At 30.7% G+C, this 19006-nt stretch carries 14 protein-coding genes and 1 tRNA gene; 7 read left to right on the forward strand and 8 right to left on the reverse strand.

The genetic code is table 11. The features are described 5' to 3' along the window. Positions 1 to 16: 16 nt before the first annotated feature. A complete protein-coding gene (locus B4E59_RS14180) occupies positions 17 to 799 on the reverse strand; it encodes a lipopolysaccharide kinase InaA family protein (protein WP_286496133.1) in 783 nt (260 codons plus the stop codon). Positions 800 to 927: 128 nt separating this feature from the next. On the opposite strand from B4E59_RS14180, the gene B4E59_RS14185 reads away from it, so the two are divergent. The 7 genes from B4E59_RS14185 (at position 928) to B4E59_RS14215 (ending at position 13577) form a co-directional block, all read left to right on the forward strand. Then, positions 928 to 1989 carry a glycosyltransferase family 4 protein gene (locus B4E59_RS14185; protein WP_125350144.1) on the forward strand — a complete coding sequence of 354 codons (1062 nt, stop codon included), beginning with the start codon at positions 928 to 930 and terminating at the stop codon, positions 1987 to 1989. 93 nt (positions 1990 to 2082) lie between these two features. Beyond that, positions 2083 to 2640 carry an L-threonylcarbamoyladenylate synthase gene (locus B4E59_RS14190; RefSeq protein WP_286496134.1) on the forward strand — a complete coding sequence of 186 codons (558 nt, stop codon included), beginning with the start codon at positions 2083 to 2085 and terminating at the stop codon, positions 2638 to 2640. A gap of 31 nt (positions 2641 to 2671) precedes the next feature. Continuing rightward, positions 2672 to 4093 (forward strand): CCA tRNA nucleotidyltransferase, encoded by a 1422-nt coding sequence (locus B4E59_RS14195; protein WP_286496136.1) that lies wholly within the window; start codon positions 2672 to 2674, stop codon positions 4091 to 4093. 3 nt (positions 4094 to 4096) lie between these two features. Then, positions 4097 to 4609 (forward strand): IS1096 element passenger TnpR family protein, encoded by a 513-nt coding sequence (locus B4E59_RS14200; RefSeq protein WP_038333549.1) that lies wholly within the window; start codon positions 4097 to 4099, stop codon positions 4607 to 4609. A gap of 150 nt (positions 4610 to 4759) precedes the next feature. After that, positions 4760 to 10867 carry an alpha-2-macroglobulin family protein gene (locus tag B4E59_RS14205; protein WP_291053594.1) on the forward strand — a complete coding sequence of 2036 codons (6108 nt, stop codon included), beginning with the start codon at positions 4760 to 4762 and terminating at the stop codon, positions 10865 to 10867. A 264-nt stretch (positions 10868 to 11131) separates the two neighbouring features. Further along, positions 11132 to 12232, forward strand: coding sequence for a serine hydrolase domain-containing protein (locus B4E59_RS14210; RefSeq protein ID WP_291053597.1), 1101 nt, complete (start codon positions 11132 to 11134; stop codon positions 12230 to 12232). 76 nt (positions 12233 to 12308) lie between these two features. Continuing rightward, positions 12309 to 13577 (forward strand): alkaline phosphatase family protein, encoded by a 1269-nt coding sequence (locus B4E59_RS14215; RefSeq protein ID WP_219034738.1) that lies wholly within the window; start codon positions 12309 to 12311, stop codon positions 13575 to 13577. 96 nt (positions 13578 to 13673) lie between these two features. On the opposite strand, the gene B4E59_RS14220 is transcribed toward B4E59_RS14215, so the two are convergent. The 7 genes from B4E59_RS14220 to pnuC form a co-directional block, all read right to left on the reverse strand. Next, a complete protein-coding gene (locus B4E59_RS14220; RefSeq protein WP_219034739.1) occupies positions 13674 to 14627 on the reverse strand; it encodes an EamA family transporter in 954 nt (317 codons plus the stop codon). A gap of 71 nt (positions 14628 to 14698) precedes the next feature. After that, positions 14699 to 15313, reverse strand: a complete 615-nt coding sequence (locus tag B4E59_RS14225; protein WP_038333632.1) for a deoxynucleoside kinase — start codon at positions 15311 to 15313, stop codon at positions 14699 to 14701. Between the two features lie 190 nt (positions 15314 to 15503). After that, positions 15504 to 16295: a hypothetical protein gene (locus B4E59_RS14230; protein WP_221854784.1), complete on the reverse strand. Its 792-nt coding sequence runs from the start codon at positions 16293 to 16295 to the stop codon at positions 15504 to 15506. Then, complete coding sequence (locus B4E59_RS14235) at positions 16296 to 17063, reverse strand: sulfite exporter TauE/SafE family protein (RefSeq protein WP_125350137.1); 768 nt, start codon at positions 17061 to 17063, stop codon at positions 16296 to 16298. Positions 17064 to 17127: 64 nt separating this feature from the next. Then, positions 17128 to 17199, reverse strand: a tRNA-Arg gene (locus B4E59_RS14240). A gap of 28 nt (positions 17200 to 17227) precedes the next feature. Continuing rightward, a complete protein-coding gene (locus B4E59_RS14245) occupies positions 17228 to 18253 on the reverse strand; it encodes an acyl-CoA dehydrogenase family protein (RefSeq protein ID WP_291046102.1) in 1026 nt (341 codons plus the stop codon). Beyond that, positions 18237 to 18824, reverse strand: a complete 588-nt coding sequence (gene pnuC / locus B4E59_RS14250; protein WP_219034749.1) for a nicotinamide riboside transporter PnuC — start codon at positions 18822 to 18824, stop codon at positions 18237 to 18239. Before pnuC ends, B4E59_RS14245 begins: the two co-directional genes overlap by 17 nt. Positions 18825 to 19006: the final 182 nt, after the last annotated feature.

Consider the following 19006-nt stretch of genomic DNA (forward strand, 5'->3'; position numbering starts at 1 on the left):
TAAATCTGCTTTTTTGTTATTGTTTTTTACCAATCATGGCTTTTAATTTCTTTTTTCGAGCTTGTTTTGTTTGAAATTTTTGCTGGAATTCTTGTGTTTTATTCCACATTTCTTTAATAACTTCTTGTTCTGGTTTATTAATAAGTTTCGCATATTCTTTTCCCATAATTTCTATCATTTCTTTTTGAGGAGTTAGACGAGAAAAATTTTTCATTCGAATATCAAAACTCATTGAATTATGAAAATTCATGCGATTTAAATCAACCAAATAAAACTCATATTGATTTTCTCCAACTTGCTTAATTAAAGTATTTCCAGGAGAATGATCCAAAAATTCAATTCCAGCTTCATGCAAATCAAATGTGAATTTTGTAAATTGTTTCAAGATTTCATTTCGATTTGAATAATTAATATCTAAAACTAATTCTCTAAAAGTTATTTCAGATGTAACTAATTCACAAAAATAATAACTTTTTAAAAATGAGATTGTATTAAAATTTTCGACATATGCGATTGGAGTAGGTGTTTTAAAACCTAAATCAATTAATTTATTAGCATATAAGAATGATCGTTCAGCTTTTGATTTTCTGAAAAATCGATATACAAATTTATTGACAATATTCGGAATTTTGAATGATTTAATCGTAGCAATTTTACCCGATTTTAATGTCTTTTTTTTGATAGAATTTCTTGTGCCTTTTGCAATATAATCGTCAATCAAGTCAAAATTGTCAATAATGGATTTGATTTCAGTTTGCGTAGTTTGATAATTATTATTTACGACAATTTTCTGTGTCATTTTTCAAAATATTATAATTAATATAGAAAAAATCTATATTTCATTTTAATCTGTCAAAGATATGTCTATTTTTGTTGAAAATAAGGACAACTTAAAACAAGTTTTTTAAAAATTTTAGAACCTAACTTATGGTAAAAAAAATTCTTTTAGAATCTCATAATCTAAAGAATCGTGCAACTGGTTTCGGAGTTTTTAATTACGAATTGATTAAAGCTCTTTCGAAATTAAATTTTGATGATCAAATTTATTTACTTTACAAAAAACCTGAAGATTTAAGGACTGAATTTGGTACTAAATTTCATTATAAAAAATATTATAGTTTAATGCGCAATCCGTTTTTCAGAACGCGTGAAAAGTATGATGTTTGGCACTCCTTAAATCAAAATATAAAAGTTGAACCTTGTCATAAACCAAAAAAATATGTTTTGACGATTCATGATGTTAATTTTATGGAAGAAAATTCGCTTGATTATAGTCCAAATCACATTAAATATTTTAAAGAAAAGATTAAGCGAGTAGATGTTATCACATTTATTTCTGAATATGCAAAGAAACAAACTATGCAATATTTTGATATTTCGGGAATAGAAAATACAATAATTTATAATGGAAATTCAATTTCAGAAATTATAAATTGTGATGATTTTCAATCTCCATTAGATATTTCAAAACCTTATTTTTATACGATTGGAGCTTTTCTTGAAAAGAAAAATTTTGAATCACTTGTAAAAATGATGAAATTTTTACCAGATTTTAATTTGATTATTTCTGGGAATTGTACGAATGCCTATGGTCAAAAAATAAAAGATTTAATTGCTAAAGAAAAATTAGAAAACCAAGTTTTTTTATCAGGTAAAGTTTCTGAACGAGCAAAGCAATTTTATATGCAAAATTGCGAAGCGTTCTTATTTCCATCAACTGGAGAAGGTTTTGGTTTGCCTCCCTTAGAAGCGATGAGCTTTGGAAAACCAATTATTTTATCTGATAAAACGTCTTTACCAGAAATTGGTGGAAAAGATGCGTTTTATTGGAATGATTTTGAACCAGAATATATGAAAAATGTAGTGGAAGATGCGTTAAATCAATACAATCAAAATTCAGATTATTTTATAGAAGCTTATATCAAAAGAGCTGGAAGTTTTAGTTGGGATAAAGCGGCAAATGAATATCTAAAGGTCTATGAAATCTAAAATCTATTTTGCGATAAATAATATTTCGAAGAAAATCGACTTCATTCAACTTTCCTATAATACCTTTGCACTCAAATTTATAAAACAAAGAAAATGTCAGATATAAACGAAATTGTAGCCAAACTAAAACAAGGAGAAACAATGCTTTATCCAACAGACACAATTCTTGGACTGGGTTGTGATGCGAAGAATGAGGCTGCAATCGAAAAAATTTATCAGATAAAAAATCGTCCTTCATCAAAATCGTTGATTATTTTGGTTGATTCTCCACGTATGTTACAAAATATTGTTGAGGTGCCAGAATTAGCTTGGGATTTGATTGATTTGAACGAAAAACCTCTTACAATTATTTACGATAATCCAAAAGGTTTACCACAATCGTTAATTGCAGAAGATAATACAATTGCCATTCGAATGACTGATGATTTGTTTTGTAAAAAAATCATCGGGAAATTAGGAGGACCAATTGTGTCTACATCGGCTAATTTATCAGGAGAATCTTCTCCAAAAGTGTTTTCGGAAGTTAATCCTACTATTTTAGAGCGTGTTGACTTTTATCCAGATGAAACAAAAACCTTTGTACCTCAGTTCACTGCATCAACGATAATTAAATTAGGTCTAGATAACGAAGTAAAAGTTATTAGAGAGTAGTTTTTTATTTCAAAACTTATACTTTTGCAGAATGAAAATCTTAGAAGCCGTATCAAATCCAATTTTTAGAAATGTAGCAGAAGTTGCTGATGAAATTAATCAAGAAACTTATGTGGTTGGTGGATTTGTACGCGATTATTTATTGAATCGTGGTCAGAAAAAGGACATCGATTTTGTAACAGTTGGAAATGGAATTTTATTGGCTAAAGAATTGGCTAATAAATTAGGACATACATCACAAGTTTCAGTTTTTAAACGTTTTGGAACAGCAATGTTCAAATATAAAGACACAGATTTGGAATTTGTAGGTGCGCGAAAAGAAAGTTATTCAGAAGATAGTCGAAAACCACATGTTGAAGACGGAACGTTGGAAGACGACCAAAAACGTCGTGATTTTACGATCAATACATTGGCAATTTCGATGAATAAAGAGAATTTTGGCGAATTAATTGATCCTTTTAATGGAGTAGAAGATTTGAATAATAAAATTATCAAAACACCATTAGAGCCGAATGTTACCTATTCTGATGATCCTTTGCGTATGATGCGTGCGATTCGTTTTGCAGCTCAATTGGATTTTGAAATAGAAAAAAAATCTTTTCAGGCAATAATTGATAATGCAGAACGTATTAATATCGTATCTTTTGAACGCGTAATGGATGAGTTTCAGAAAATTATGATGACTGACAAACCTTCGGTCGGATTATTGTTGTTGGAACAATCAGGATTAATGCAACATATTTTACCAGAATTGGTTGCGTTAAAAGGAATCGAAGAGGTTGAAGGTCAGAAACATAAAGATAATTTTTATCATACGTTAGAAGTCGTTGATAATATTTCTGTCAACACAGATAATGTTTGGTTACGTTGGGCAGCGTTGTTGCATGATATTGGAAAAGCTGTAACAAAACGTTTTGATAAAAATGTAGGTTGGACATTTCATTCGCATGAATTTGTTGGATCAAAAATGGTATTAAAATTGTTCAGACGATTAAAATTACCATTAGGACCGCAAGTAAAATATGTTCAGAAGTTAGTCATGATGAGTTCTCGACCAATTGCTGTTGTAACAGACGACGCTACAGATTCGGCATTACGTAGATTATTGTTTGATGCTGGAGAAGATTTCGACGATTTAATTACGCTTTGCAAAGCTGATATTACAACAAAAAATGAACGTAAACAAAAACGTTTCAAACAAAATTTTGAAGTTGTAGAACAAAAAATAAAAGATGTTGAAGAACGTGATAAAGTACGTAATTTTCAACCACCAATTACAGGTGAACAAATAATGGAAATATTTGATATTCAGCCAGGAAAAGAGATTGGAATCTTAAAAAATGCCATCAAAGAAGCAATTTTAGAAGGCGAAGTAGAAAATAATTATAATTCTGCATTAGAATTTGTAATTAATATGGGAAAAGATTTAAATTTGGAACCGAAAAATATTTAGAAAGTGATATATAAAATTCGTGTATTCCTTGATGCAAAAGAGGATGTTTTTAGAGACATAGAAATTAAAGAGAAGCAAACATTATTCACATTGTACAAAGGTATTATTAGTGCTTTTAGTTTACAAGGTGAGGAGTTGGCGTCGTTCTATGAAGTAGATGAAGATGGAAACCAAACAAAAGAAATTCCTTTAGAGGATATGTCTGATGATGGAACTGATGAAACAATGGCTGATTTTTATATCAAAGAAGCTTTTGCTAATCAAGGAGATCGTATGGCTTTTGTATATGATTTTATGGAAATGTGGACATTTGTGGCTGAATTAATTTCTGTAGAAGATAAACCAGCTGTTCTTAATTATCCATTAACGGTTTACCGTTTCGGTTCAATGCCTCTTAAAGCGCCTAAAAAAGACATGATGGTTGATTTAGACGATGAAGAAGATATTGATTTTGCAGAAGATGCTGAATTAAATGATTTACAAATCGACGAAGATTTAGACGTAGACGATTTATAAAAACTACAACTAATCAACTTATATATCAAAAAATCTGAATGGCAACATTCAGATTTTTTTTGTGCTATATATAAACCATTTGATAATTTTTTTACTTCCTCAACCAACCATTTTTCCGTAACTTGCATCTACTGATAAAAGAAAGAATCTATGAAACAGCTACTGTTTTTATTATTAATTTTAACCAATTCGATGCTTATGGCTCAATCCCCAACGATTGATCAAAAGTGGAAGGAAATTGACCAACAAATGCAAAATGGTCAATTCAAATCTATCCAACCAAAAATTGATGAACTTAAAACGTTATCAAAAAAGCAAAATAATCAACAAAGTTATCTGAAAGCTTTGTTTTATGAAGCAAAAATAAAAGTCGCAACTTCTGATGAAACAGATGATGTAAACTTCGTTTTTGATTTGTTTAAAAAGGATTTAGATGAAAAATCAATTGTAAATAATGCGATTGTTTATTCATATTTAGCTGAGTTATATCAATTGTATTACAACGAAAATCGTTGGAAAATCAATAGTCGTACAAATGTCGAAAATCAAGCTACAAATGATGTGAGATTTTGGACAGAAGATACTTTTAAGAAAACAATTAATGATTATTTTTCGAAATCAATTCAACCAAAAAATGAATTAATAAATGCAAAATCTCAAGATTATAAAATGATTTTGAATATTGCAAATGATAAGAAAAATGCGCAACAACAATTTGATTTAACGCCAACATTGTATGATGTTTTAGCAAGAAATTATATCAATTATCTGAATGAGAATGATGAAAAAGATAAAGCAAATCAATTGCTTTCTGATTTAGTTGAGATTAATAAACAAAAAAATAACGAAAATGCTGTTTTGTACAATGAATTGATTTTAATTGATTCAAACCGAGGTTCGACTTCGGTTCAAGAAATTATTAAACAAAAAGAATTTTTAGCAACAAAATATCCAAAAGCATGGTATTCGTCTTATGTGTATGCAACTTTAGCGACAGATTATTATGGTTTGCAAGAAGATAAATTGGCGAACGTAAATAAGATTTTTGAACTACAACAAAAAGTTGCGAAGCTTTATCCAAATTCGGAGGAATTAGAGAATATAAATAATTTAGTTTCGAAGATAAAATCGCAAGAATTAAGTGTACAAGCAGAGCGATATATTAACGAAAATCAGAATACACCAATTCAATTAACGCATAAAAATTTGTCGCAAGTTTTTGTGAGAATTTTCGCTTATAATGAAGGTTTTGATGGAAAAGATAAAATACAAGCGTTAAATGTTTACAACGAAAATAGAATTGCAGAAGCGCAAAAATTTCTGAATAGTTTAAAGGTTGTTGATCAATATGCAATTGATGTTAAATCGTTTGAAGATTATCAAAATCATTCGACAATTGTTAAATTAAATCCACTAAAATCTGGTCGTTATATTGTCCTTTTTTCGAATAATTCTGAATTCAGAATCAACACAAAAGACGATATTGATTATTTAGATGTAATGGTTTCGAAATATGCGATAAATTCTTTAAATGATAAATTGTCGGTTGTGAATCGTGAAACTGGAAAACCAGAAAGTAATGTTGCGGTTGAGTTTTCTAATTTGACAAATTATAATAAAAAGGAAACAAAAACTTTAACATCGGATAAAGATGGAATAATAACAATTCCTTCGGGCTGGAGAAATCTTCAATATCGTGTGAAAGACGAACATACTATTTATTCAACGTATTACTACGATTATGATCGTGATGATGAAGATGATGATTCTTCTGTCAAGATTTTCACAGATCGTGCGATTTATCGTCCTGGACAAACGGTTTATTTCAAAGGAATTTATTATTTATCGAAAGATAAAACTCGAAATATCATTCCAAATTCTAAATTGACGATTGCTTTATATGATGTTAACAATAAAGAGCTTTCTAAAATAGATTTAACAACTAATGAATTTGGATCTGTAAATGGAAGTTTTATTTTGCCAAGTTCTGCTTTAACAGGTAACTTTTCGATCAGAGCTATTAATGAAGACGGTTATTATTCATTCAAAGTGGAAGAATATAAACGTCCAAAATTCAAAGTAGAAATAGAGAAAAATAAAGGTGTTTATAGTTTAAACGACAAGGTAAAAGTAGAAGGAAAGGCGATTGCTTTTTCTGGTGCTAATATCGATAATGCTAAAGTTTCGTATCGTGTTTATCGTCAAGAAATTTTTACATTTTGGCCTTGGTATCGCTCAATTCCAGCAGGTCGTGGAGAACGAGAAGAAATTACGTTTGGAGATACAACAACAGATGCGGAAGGAAAATTTAACTTTGAATTTGTAGCAAAACCAGCTTCGGAGAAAAAGAAAGATGAGGTAAGAACCTACAATTATTTTATTGAAGTAAATGCAACGGATATCAATGGAGAAACGCAATCAGAATCTTCTTCCGTAAAAGTTGGAGACACAAGAATATCGTTAAATATTGCTATTTCTGAGAAAGCTAAAGTAGATGATTTGAAAGCTTTCAAAATTGAAGTGAAAAACTTGAATGATGAAAAATTAGATGGAAAAGGACACGTCGAAATTTATTCGTTAAATGCACCAAAAGAAATAGTTCGTCGTCAAAAATTTACAACAGATTATAATATTTATTCGAAAGAAGAATTCAAAAAAATATTTCCGAATGAACCTTATGGTGACGAAATGAATCCAAAAACGTGGACAACAAATCAAAAGGTTTTTGAAAGTGATTTTGATACAAAAATTTCTGATGAAATTAAATTTAATCAAGCTTCAAATTTAGAAGAAGGTTATTATGTTGTAAAAGGTTTTGTGATGGACGGAACACAAAAAGTGGAAGTGGATAAATTGATTTATGTTTCGAATGAAAAGAAAGCAAATGCAATTAAAACACTTTTAGCAGTTTCGCCTAATAAATTGACTTTCGAACCAAAAGATGTTGCAAAAATTGAGTTCAAATCGGGTTCTAAAAATACATTTGTGTATTATGAAGTAGAGGCGAATCAAACAATTATTGAGAAAGGTTTTTTGGATTTGAGTAAAAAATCTGTAGTCGAAATTCCAATTAAAGAAGAATATCGCGGTGGAATTTATGTGAATTATGCCATGACGAAATTCAATGATGTGCAAACAGGAAGTCTTAATTTGGCAGTTCCGTTTACCAATAAACAACTGAAAGTTACGGCTGAAGTTTTACGTGATAAATTGACGCCAGGTGCAAAAGAAAAATGGCAACTAAAAATTGAAGGACCAAATAAAGATAAAGTTTCAGCTGAGGTTTTAACAAGTATGTACGACGCTTCGTTGGATCAATTTGCGTCAAATTCATTAGATTTTAATGTGTATGATTTTACAAATTCAAGAAGAAATAACCCTTTTAATCTATATCAATTTTATATAACAAATCAATCTCGAGCAATTTATTATCGTACAAATTATGATTTTTATGCAAGAGGATATGCAGGATTAGACCTTAATTTATTTGATTTTGGTTTCAATCAATATCGCATGAATCGTATGATGATGAAGTCTGTTGCGCCAGGTGTAAAAATAAAAGAAGTATCAGAAAATGAAATTCATGTTGAGGTACAAATGGGGGCTGCTGCTGATGTAAGTTTAGAAGGTTCTGTTGTAACAGCTTTAGGAATTACAAGAGATAAGAAATCGTTAGGTTATTCAACTCAAGCAGGAGAACCTGGAGCTTCTGCAAATGTAACAGTTCGTGGAGTTTCTTCTGCCGAAATTTCAAATGCACTTTATGTTGTAGATGGAGTTGTGTATGATATAATGCCAGAACTTAATTCAGATGATATTCAGTCTATGAATGTATTGAAAGGAGAAGAGGCGACTGCTTTATATGGAGCAAGAGGAGCAAATGGAGTAGTGATTATTACAACTAAAAAAGAGGCAAACGCAACTTTAGATAATGTAAAAGCGCGTACAAATTTAAATGAAACAGCCTTCTTTTATCCAAACTTAAAAACAGATGCAAAAGGAAATATTATTATAGAATTTACTACGCCAGAAAGTTTAACAGAATGGAAATTTATGGCAATTGCACATACGCCAGACCTTAAAACAGGTTATTTGGAGCAAAATGTTCGTACGCAAAAAGACTTGATGGTTGTGCCAAATATGCCACGTTTCTTACGTGAAGGCGATCAAATTTCGGTTTCGTCTAAGATTAATAATTTATCAGATAAGGTATTAAATGGTTCTGCGAAATTGATGTTGTTTGATGCGTTTACCAATCAACCAATTGATGCACAATTCAAATTGACAAATGCAGTTCAGAATTTCTCTGTTGCAAAAGGAAGCTCGGATCAAGTGACGTGGACAATTGATGTTCCGAAAAATGTACAAGCAGTTGTGTATCGTGTGGTGGCTTCGGCTGGAGATTTTTCGGATGGTGAAGAATCGGCTTTACCAATTTTGACAAATCGTATGATGGTGACAGAAACGTTGCCGATTTATGTGAAAGAAGGTCAAAAGAAATCGTTCCAATTTGATAACATGATCAACAATAAATCGACTTCGTTAGATAATTTCAAATTAACATTCGAGATGACAACGAATCCGATTTGGTATGCAGTTTTCTCGTTGCCTTATTTGCGCGAATATCCTTACGAATGTGCAGAGCAAGTGTTCTCGCGTTTATATGGAAATATGATTTCAGAAAAAGTGATCAATTCAAATCCAAAAATTAAAGCTGTTTTTGATGATTGGAACAAAAAAGGTGAATTGAAATCAAAATTACAATTGAACCAAGAATTGAAAAATATCATTTTAGAAGAAACGCCTTGGATGAAAAATGCAGAAAGCGAAGAAGAGCAAATGAAGCAAATTGCAGTTTTATTTGAATTGAATCAAATGCAAACGGAAATGAAATCGGCTTTCCAAAAATTATCGGATAAACAACAATCAAATGGTGGCTTTGCTTGGTTTGACGGTGGTCGTCCAAACGAATATATCACAACGCATATTGTTTCTGGTTTCGGAAATATGAAGAAAATGGATGTGAATTTCAAAGCATTTGAAATAGATGTAAATCCATTAATCAAAAAAGCGATTCAGTTTATTGATGATGAGAATTTAAAACGTTTCAAAGAGTTCAAAAAAGATCAAAAATCATTCAAGGATGTTACGTATTCAGACGGTTTACATTATTTATATGCGCGTTCGTTTTTCTTAGAAGATTATCCGATGTCGAAAGAATTGGAAGAAATGAAAACAGCGATGTTAAAGAATCTAAATGATACAAAATTAGAGTTGTCGTTGCAACAAAAAGCAATGGCTGCAATTGTGATGAATCGTTTTGGAATGCAGTCTGCTGCTAAGATTGTAGTCAATTCGATCAAAGAAAAAGCAGTAGAATCGGATGAAATGGGTATGTATTGGAAAGAAAATCAACCGGGTTGGTTTTGGTATCAAGCGCCTGTAGAAACACAATCGTTGTTAATCGAAGCATTTGACGAGGTAACAAAAGATGAAAAATCTGTCGAAGAAATGAAAGTTTGGTTATTGAAAAATCGTCAAACAAATCAGTGGAATTCGACAAAAGCAACGACAAAAGCGGTTTATGCTTTAATGAATTTCGGAAAATCTTGGATAGATGCAGAGAAAGGAATTGAAGTGAAGATCGGAAATCAAAAAATTGATTTAGATAACAATGCGCAAGCTGGTTCGGGTTATGTAAAAACTTCTTGGAACAAAGAAGAAATTAAACCTGAAATGGGTAAAGTTGAAGTTTCGAAAACTTCTCCAGGTGTTGCTTGGGGAGCGATGTATTGGCAATATTTTGAAGATTTAGATAAAATAAAATCTGCTGAAACTGGAATTAAATTCAACAAGAAATTATTTGTTAAATCGAATTCTGCAAATGGTCCAATTCTGAAAGAAATTACAACGTCAACACCGATAAAAGTTGGTGATATTGTAACTGTTCGATTAGAGATTTCTGTTGATCGCAACATGCAGTTTGTACACATCAAAGATATGCGTGCAAGTGGTTTCGAACCTGTGAATGTACTTTCTGGTTACAAATGGAAAGGCGAATTTGGATATTACGAAAGCACAAGAGATGCTGCAACTAATTTCTTTTCGGATTACATGAGAAAAGGAACATATGTTTTCGAATATGATTTGAAAGCGAATAATGCAGGTAATTTCTCGAACGGAATTACATCGATGCAAAATATGTATGCACCAGAATTGAGTGCGCAAAGTGAAGGAATTCGTGTTGAAATTAAATAGATTTTAACTTGTAAGTTTAATAATAAAGGCAAGATTTTTAATCTTGCCTTTATTTTGGTTAAAAGATACCTAAGAGTTGGTGAACTCTTAAGCAAGAGTTTAGTAATTCCTGCTTAGCTTTCTTTTGATTTATGAGTTGCGTGAGTTACGAGATTAGTGTTTCGAATTTTACACTTTGTAAAACATATTACGTACAACTTAAAACGTTAAGCGTATCACATACAATTCAAGATTTTATTTATCTTTAAAATCAAATAACACTAAATGAAGAAAAGACTTCTACTCAATATTGTACTCATTCCTTTTATCGGATTTGCGCAGCTGCAAACCATTTTTCAATCTAAAATAGATTCGATTTACGAAAAAAATAAAAACGCTGTCGGAATTATTGTTCACGTTGAAGCACCAGAACAAAACATTTCGTGGAGTTATGCAAAAGGAGTTTTGGATATTAAAACCAACGAAATTTTAAACAGCCAACAACCGGTTTTAATCGCAAGTAATACCAAACCTTATGTAGCTGCTGCAATTTTGCGTTTGGTAGAAAAAGGTCAAGTTAGAATTAACCAATCGATCAAGAATTTATTGTCTAAGAAGACTCGTCAATTGCTCGAAAAAGATGGTTATGATTTGAATACGATAACAGTCAAACATTTGTTGTCGCACACTTCTGGAATACAAGATTATGTCGATGATGCGTATTTTGAATTAGTTAATCAGCGACCGCAATATAAATGGACGAAGGAGGAACAAATAAAACGAGCAATGGAAATCGGAAGTCCACAAAAAGTAGGAGAAAAGTTTAGTTACGGTGATATCAATTATTTGCTTTTAGCAGAAATTATTGAACAAAAAACGCGTCAACCATTTTACAAAGTAATTCTAGATTTGTTAAAGTATAAAGAATTAGGTTTGACACAAACGTGGTTTATCGATTTGGAGAAATATCCTTCGAAAACACTTCCGCTTGCGCATCAATATGCAGATAAATACAAGTGGGATTCGTATGATTTAGATCCTTCGTGGGATTTGTATGGTGGTGGTGGAATAGCTTCGACAGCGAAAGAATCGGCTCTGTTTTTTCAGTATTTGTTTGAAGGGAAAATTATTCAGAATAAACAAATTTTGGATTCGATGTCAACATATGTTTTACCTTCGGATCAATCGAAATATTGTTTGGGAATTTATCATTTTGATATGGGATTCAATGCCTATTATCATGGTGGTTGGTGGGGAACAGATGTGATTTATTCGCCAGAAACTAATGCGACAATTACAGTTTTTATCTTGCAAAAAGGGTTTCAACATATCATTAATCCTTTTATTGGAAAAGAATTTCTGAAGTTGTTGATGAAGAAGAGTTAGAATTTTGAATAATTTTCTCATAAGATTTGACATTTTTTTAATTCATTCTAAGTATAAAACTTTCTAAATTTGAGGCATGAAAAAATCAATACTTAGTATATTTTCTGCAATTGTTTTAACGTTCTCAGTTACAGCAAATGCACAAGAAATCGAAGAACAAATCGTAATCGAAAATCGTGTAAATGATGCCAAACAACAAGATAAACCTTATGTTATCTTGATTTCGGCAGATGGTTTTCGTTATGATTATGCTCAAAAACATGAAGCTAAAAATCTATTAGCTTTGGCTAAAAATGGAGTGAAAGCAGATGCCATGTATCCGTCTTTTCCTTCTGTTACATTTCCAAATCATTATACAATTGTAACTGGTTTAACACCTATTCATCATGGTTTGGTAGGAAATAATATGTTAGACAGAGAAGTTGGTGATCGTTATTTATTGGGAAATAGAAATGCAGTTATCAATCCGAAATGGTACGGAGGAACGCCAATCTGGAACCTTGCAGAACAGAACAAAATGTTAGCTGCTTGTTACTATTGGCCAGGTTCGGAAGCGCCTATTAATGGTATGTTCCCAACGTATTCGTACAAGTATTCGGAAAAATCACCAATTGATTACCGTATTCAGCAAGTTGTAAATTGGTTGGAGTTACCAGCTGAAAAACGTCCACATTTAATTACGTTTTATTTTCCGGAAGTAGATCACGCAGGGCATTCTTTTGGTCCTGATGCACCTGAAACAAAGGAAGCTGTACAATTTGTAGATCAATCAATCAAGAAATTGAATGATGAGGTTGCAAAAACAGGTTTGAAAGTGAATTTTGTTTTTGTTTCTGATCATGGAATGACAAGAATTGATGATGAAAATCCATTGAAATTGCCAATTAAAATTGATGAATCAAAAGTACAAGTTGCTTCAAATGGTTCTTATGTAAGTCTTTTTGTAAAAGATAAAAATGATATCGAATCAATTTACAAAGAAATAAAAGCAGTTCAGAATAATACGTTCGAAGTGTATAAAACAACAAATGTCCCATCTAAATATCATTTTGATAAAAAGAATGATCGATACAATCGTATTGGAGATATTATTTTGATTGCACATGCTCCAAACTATTTCTCAAACAAAAATGCACCGAAAGGTTCGCATGGTTTTTATGTAAAAGAAACGCCAGAAATGAAAGCGACTTTTATGGCTTGGGGACCAAATATTAAGTCTGGTAAAGAGATTAAAGTTTTTCCAAATACAGAAATCTATCCAATGCTTGCGAAGATATTAGGTTTACCAATTCAAGAAAAAATTGATGGAACAAATCAATTAGCCAATAAAATTTTGGTGAAATAATTTAGATTTTACTCAAAATACAAAGCCAACTTATTAAGAGTTGGCTTTTTTTGTTATTGAATTTTCATTGACTTATAAGAATTCGTCATTTTGAATTTATTTTTTCTTAAAATTCAGATTTGATATAATAATAGCAAAAATAATAACGGCGATTCCTGTCCATTGTATTGCGAGTACTTGTTCATGTAAAAGCACAAAAGCCATGGTTACTGAAACGGGTAATTCTAACGAAGAAACAATACTTCCCAAACCTAATCCTGTGTGCGGAAAACCTTTGTTTAAAAGAATAGGAGGTAAGACAGTTCCGAAAATTGCCAACGGTAATCCCCAAGTATAAAAAATGCTAAAATTGAATGCATGAATTCCATTTACATCATTTGAAAAGTTGTTGTAAAAGCTCATTAAACCATCAAAGTAATAAGGTCCGATTTGGCTAAAAAACAAAAATAGAGACACAATAATAGAACCTCCAAAAAGCATCCACAAACTTTTTTTATAAGCTGGTAAATAATTGGCTAAACTATTCGATGTAAACATGGTAGTCGTAAAAGAACAAGCTGCTAAAAATCCCCAAAACAATCCTTTAGGATTTAACTCGACTTCTTGGTTGATTAAATTTGTTGCCAAAACAGTTCCAAATAATACCAAAACCATTGCAATTAATTTTTTGGCAGAAGGAAATTGTTTTCCCAAAATACTCTCAACCAAAATACTAATCCAAACCGTTTGCATCAACAATACAATTGCGATTGACACATTGATATATTGTACCGCTAGATAGTAAAATAAACTTGTGAAACCTAACGAAGTTCCAGCAAGAATCAACCTTTTTTTATCTTTTTGTTCAATCTTTGGTAAATCTTTTTTACTCATCATAAATAAGTTGATGATTCCCAAAATCAAAATTCCTAATACAAACTGAGAAGTTGTTACCTCGGCAGTCGTATAGCCTTGATCGTATGCAATTTTTACAAATGTTGCTAACATTCCGTAGAAGCTAGCGCCCATTGCAACGAACAAAACTCCCTTCAAAATACTTTTATTTTCCATAATTTTTTACGCAAAAAAACGGCCTGATTAAATTTAAAATCAAGCCGTGCAAGTTACTTTATTTTTTCTGACTAAAAAAGTCCGTTAATTTCTCCTTCTATTTTATTGAAAATGAATCCTAAATCTTCTTTATTTTCAACAAAATCTAAATTATCCACGTCGATTACCAACACTTTTCCTTCTTTATAATTCGAAATCCACTTGTCGTATTTCTCGTTTAGACGATTCAAATAATCAATACTAATCGAATTTTCGTAATCGCGACCACGTTTCTGAATTTGCGAAACCAATGTAGGAATTGAAGCTTTAAGATAAATCAATAAATCTGGTGCTTCTACAAAACTTGTCATCAAATTAAAAACACGTAAATAGTTGTTATAATCTCTTGTAGACAATAATCCCATATCGTTCAAGTTACTCGCAAAAATATGCGCATCTTCGTAAATTGTACGATCCTGAATAATGTCTTTTCCGCTTTCTCTAATCTCTTTTACTTGATTAAAACGGCTTCCTAAGAAATAAATCTGAAGATTGAACGCCCATTTTTCCATGTCGTTGTAAAAATCATCCAAATACGGATTCATTTCTACATCTTCAAACTGAGCTGTCCAGTTGTATTGTTTTGCTAAAAGGTTTGTTAGAGTAGTTTTACCTGCTCCAATATTTCCGGCTATGGCGATATGCATTTTCCAATTATTTTAACGTTTGCAAATATACTAAAGCTTAATTTTCAAAACAAAATCTAAGCTAGCGACTCATAGAAAAATCTTTTTTTAGAAAAAAATTATTCCGATTGATTTATGAATTTTTATTCAATTATAAATTAAAAATAAATAAGGATTAGTAATTAGTTTTAATTGATTAAATAGTTTATTATTAATTATTTGTATTTAAAATAGTATAAGTGTAAATTTTATTTTCGACCAAAGTATAAAGATTTTTTTCGCTAAACGCAAAACTTTTTACATTTTCTAAATCGATAAAAGTCGTCAAATTTTGATTAACAATATTTTTTGATATTAGTTTATTGTCATTTATATAGAAAATAACATCTTTATAAAAATAAAAAGGTTGCTGATTGGTGTCAAATTCAAAATTAGATTTGAAATTTCCATAATCATCGTAAACATAAATTGTTTTCTGACCTTTTAAATACACCAAATTTTTGTACACATGTATTTTATCGATTGATTGATCATTATACTTCAAATAAATTTGTTTTGATGTCAGAATTGGTTTTTGTAACTGATAATTATAGTAAACAATTTTATTCCCGATTAAATCATAAAACCAACAAAATTGCGTGTCAACAACTTTTAATGCTGCAGGCATAAAATCGTTAGATTTAATCTTTACAATATCCTGAATAGGATTCAAATCTTCGTCTAAAATAGTGAGTTGATTAAAATTTGAATACACATAAGCTCGAAGTGGATTATTGACATCAACTGAAGTAATAATATTTTTGAGATCAATACTTTTGTTCTTTTTCGACTGAAATATTTTTTCAATTCTAGTATCTGAAATCAAATAAATCGAATTATTTAGATCAGTATCAATTGATTTGATTGTTTTATTTTCAATCAAAACTGAATCTTTTAACTCAAACTTTTGAGAAAAAACAGTGATAAATGCAGAAACAAAAATAATTGAAAAAATGGTTTTCATTTACTTGAAAATTACTTCATAACCAAATCTACAAATTGAGAGTAGGATTACCAAAATAAATATGTATCGAATAAATTTATTCCCTTTGTTGATGGCTAATTTTGCTCCAATAAAACCTCCTAAAGCGTTGCAAATAGCCATTGGTAAAGCTATTTTCCAGATAATTTGCCCTTTGATTAAAAACAAACAAATCGAACCAAAATTAGTTGCTAAATTGATCAGTTTTGCATTAGTATTAGCTTTCAAAAAATCCATACCAAGAAGTGTTACGAATCCCAAAATAAAGAAAGTTCCAGTTGCAGGACCAATAAAACCATCGTAAAAACCAACTGCAATACTCACAATACAACCATTGATAATCGCAATGTGGTAAGGAATTTTACGCTCGGTTGCTTGTCCAAAATCTTTCTTGAAAATAGTGTAAATGGCTAAAACAATCAAAATGATTAACAAAACAGGCTTCATAAAATCATTATTGATAACCGTTAACAATTGTGATCCTAAAAAAGCAGAAACAAATGCGCATATAGCCATAATCGTGAAAAGTTTCCAATCTATTTTTACCTTTTTTAGATATTGTGAAGTTGCTAAAGCTGTTCCACTAAATGCTGGAATTTTTAGCGTTCCGATTACTGTTGAAACAGGTAAATTAGGTAAAAAAGCAAGTGATAATGGCGTTTGTATTAATCCACCACCACCAACAATAGAGTCGATGAAGCCAGCGCAAAAAGCTGCCATGCATAAATAGAATAAAATCTCGATTTCCAAAACTGAAAAATTTTGGCAAATGTATAAGAGAAATAATAAATAATGAAGGAATTATTAAAAATTGTAGCCACGATGAGACTCGAACTCATACTGTCAGAACCGGAATCTGATATTCTATCCATTAAATTACGCAGCCAAAAGTTTTGCAAATATAGATAAATAGACTATTTGAGTTGAATATTTTGTCTAAAATTTCGGTGTTGGGTTGCGGTAAAATAATCTCTGAAAATTTGATTGATTTCTTCATTTATTTTTGAAGCTTTAATTCCAAGTTGTGGATAAATTTCAATGATAAATTGAGTGATTTTCTCAACAGTTTCTATTCCAAATGAATGAATTTCAGTTTCGATTTCTTCTGAAATAGGAGAATTATTTGTCAATAAATTTTCTATTGTTTTAGCAAATTCAATAGTTTTCGAAGTTGATTTAATAACGAAATTATCAAAATTAGTTTGTTTTTGGTATTGAATAATCTCTAAACTTTTTTCGATAAAATGTTCTGCCATTCCAAGATAATTTACCAATAAAGTTAAATCAGCAAAAATTCGGAAAGGTATTTTTTCGACCAAATCATCACTATAAAATTCATTATAAATAAAACTATAATCTTGATGAACGATTTCATTTTCTACTTCAAAACTATGAGAAGATGTAGCAACCATTCCCATTGATTTCCAAGTTGAAATTAATTTAACTTGAGATTTATTTAAAATAAATGACAAAAACTTTGGTTCACCATTTTTATCCAATTTCTCTTTTCCATCTTCGATTATTTTCGCATTTAATGTAAAATGAGTGAGGTAAGGAGCGCCAGTTGCATAATGCCACAAACCGTTTATGATATATTTATCTCCAACTTTTTCAGCAGTTCCACCAAGCATTCCGCTTCCACCAAAACACGTTTTTTGTGATGAAAATAAATTATAAGCAATATCGGGTTTTAGATTTCGAGAAAAATAATTTGCTCCACTACAAAGAGTTATAAACCAACCTAAACTTCCGTCAATTTTAGCAACTGATTGAAGAATTTTTAATCCTTCAGAAAAATGTAAGCCAAGTCCATTGTATTGTTTCGGAACCCAAATATTCAACCAATTTTGAGTATAAATATGATCGAGAACTACTTGATTAAAGGATTCTTTATTCAATAATTCTTTTTGAATTTTGGGAATATCAAGCATTATTTTCATTCAAAATTTTTCTCCAATTAAAATATCCAGAAATCGCCACACAGAATAAAATCAACGATAAAATAGCATATAAATACAAATCTTTGTGAATCATTAATGGAATTGAAATAATGTTACTAATATTCAACAAAATCCAATTTTCGAGTTTACGTTTTGCCATTAACCACATACCAGCCCATGCAAATGCGCTTACGATTGAATCCCAAATTGGAACGTCAGAATCGGTGATATGTGTAAGTGTTAAATAAAAAATGGTAAAACTACTTAAAACAATTCCTGAGACAACTCCCCATTCTTTTTTGTTGGTTATCGTAATTTCAATTTCGTGTTTTTGTTGTCCAAATTGCCAATATAACCAACCATAAATGCTCATCACTAAATAATAAATATTAAGAGTGAACTCGGCATATAGCTTAGAATTGAACATAACGAAAAGCGATAATGTAATTCCTGCAATTCCAAATAAATAATTTTTTGGATTATTGAATCTCGCCAATACGACTTGAAAAATAGAAAATGTGACACCTAGCCATTCAAGCCAAGTTGTGTGTAAAATAATTTCCTTCATCATAATTTGTTTTGATGAGGAGATAGAAGTTATTGCTAACATCAATTCCTCCGCCAGCATTATCTGGATCAGGTATAGAACAAAATTGTTCTTGGGTATATTCTCAGCTTTTTAGCACCCCATTGAAAGGCAAAGATGAAAAGTTTTGATGAGTTTTCCTAATTAATAATCAAAAAAGCTTTCTC

It is taken from the genome of Empedobacter sp. UBA2044 (genome assembly GCF_002333005.1).
GTDB lineage: Bacteria > Bacteroidota > Bacteroidia > Flavobacteriales > Weeksellaceae > Empedobacter > Empedobacter falsenii_B.

Bases quoted from the DNA above. Each gene is read 5' to 3' on its own strand.
- B4E59_RS14180 (WP_286496133.1), bottom strand. From the start codon at position 799: ATGACACAGAAAATTGTCGTAAATAATAATTATCAAACTACGCAAACT.
- B4E59_RS14185 (WP_125350144.1), top strand. From the start codon at position 928: ATGGTAAAAAAAATTCTTTTAGAATCTCATAATCTAAAGAATCGTGCA.
- B4E59_RS14190 (WP_286496134.1), top strand. From the start codon at position 2,083: ATGTCAGATATAAACGAAATTGTAGCCAAACTAAAACAAGGAGAAACA.
- B4E59_RS14195 (WP_286496136.1), top strand. From the start codon at position 2,672: ATGAAAATCTTAGAAGCCGTATCAAATCCAATTTTTAGAAATGTAGCA.
- B4E59_RS14205 (WP_291053594.1), top strand. From the start codon at position 4,760: ATGAAACAGCTACTGTTTTTATTATTAATTTTAACCAATTCGATGCTT.
- B4E59_RS14210 (WP_291053597.1), top strand. From the start codon at position 11,132: ATGAAGAAAAGACTTCTACTCAATATTGTACTCATTCCTTTTATCGGA.
- B4E59_RS14215 (WP_219034738.1), top strand. From the start codon at position 12,309: ATGAAAAAATCAATACTTAGTATATTTTCTGCAATTGTTTTAACGTTC.
- B4E59_RS14220 (WP_219034739.1), bottom strand. From the start codon at position 14,627: ATGGAAAATAAAAGTATTTTGAAGGGAGTTTTGTTCGTTGCAATGGGC.
- B4E59_RS14225 (WP_038333632.1), bottom strand. From the start codon at position 15,313: ATGCATATCGCCATAGCCGGAAATATTGGAGCAGGTAAAACTACTCTA.
- B4E59_RS14230 (WP_221854784.1), bottom strand. From the start codon at position 16,295: ATGAAAACCATTTTTTCAATTATTTTTGTTTCTGCATTTATCACTGTT.
- B4E59_RS14245 (WP_291046102.1), bottom strand. From the start codon at position 18,253: ATGAAAATAATGCTTGATATTCCCAAAATTCAAAAAGAATTATTGAAT.
- pnuC (WP_219034749.1), bottom strand. From the start codon at position 18,824: ATGATGAAGGAAATTATTTTACACACAACTTGGCTTGAATGGCTAGGT.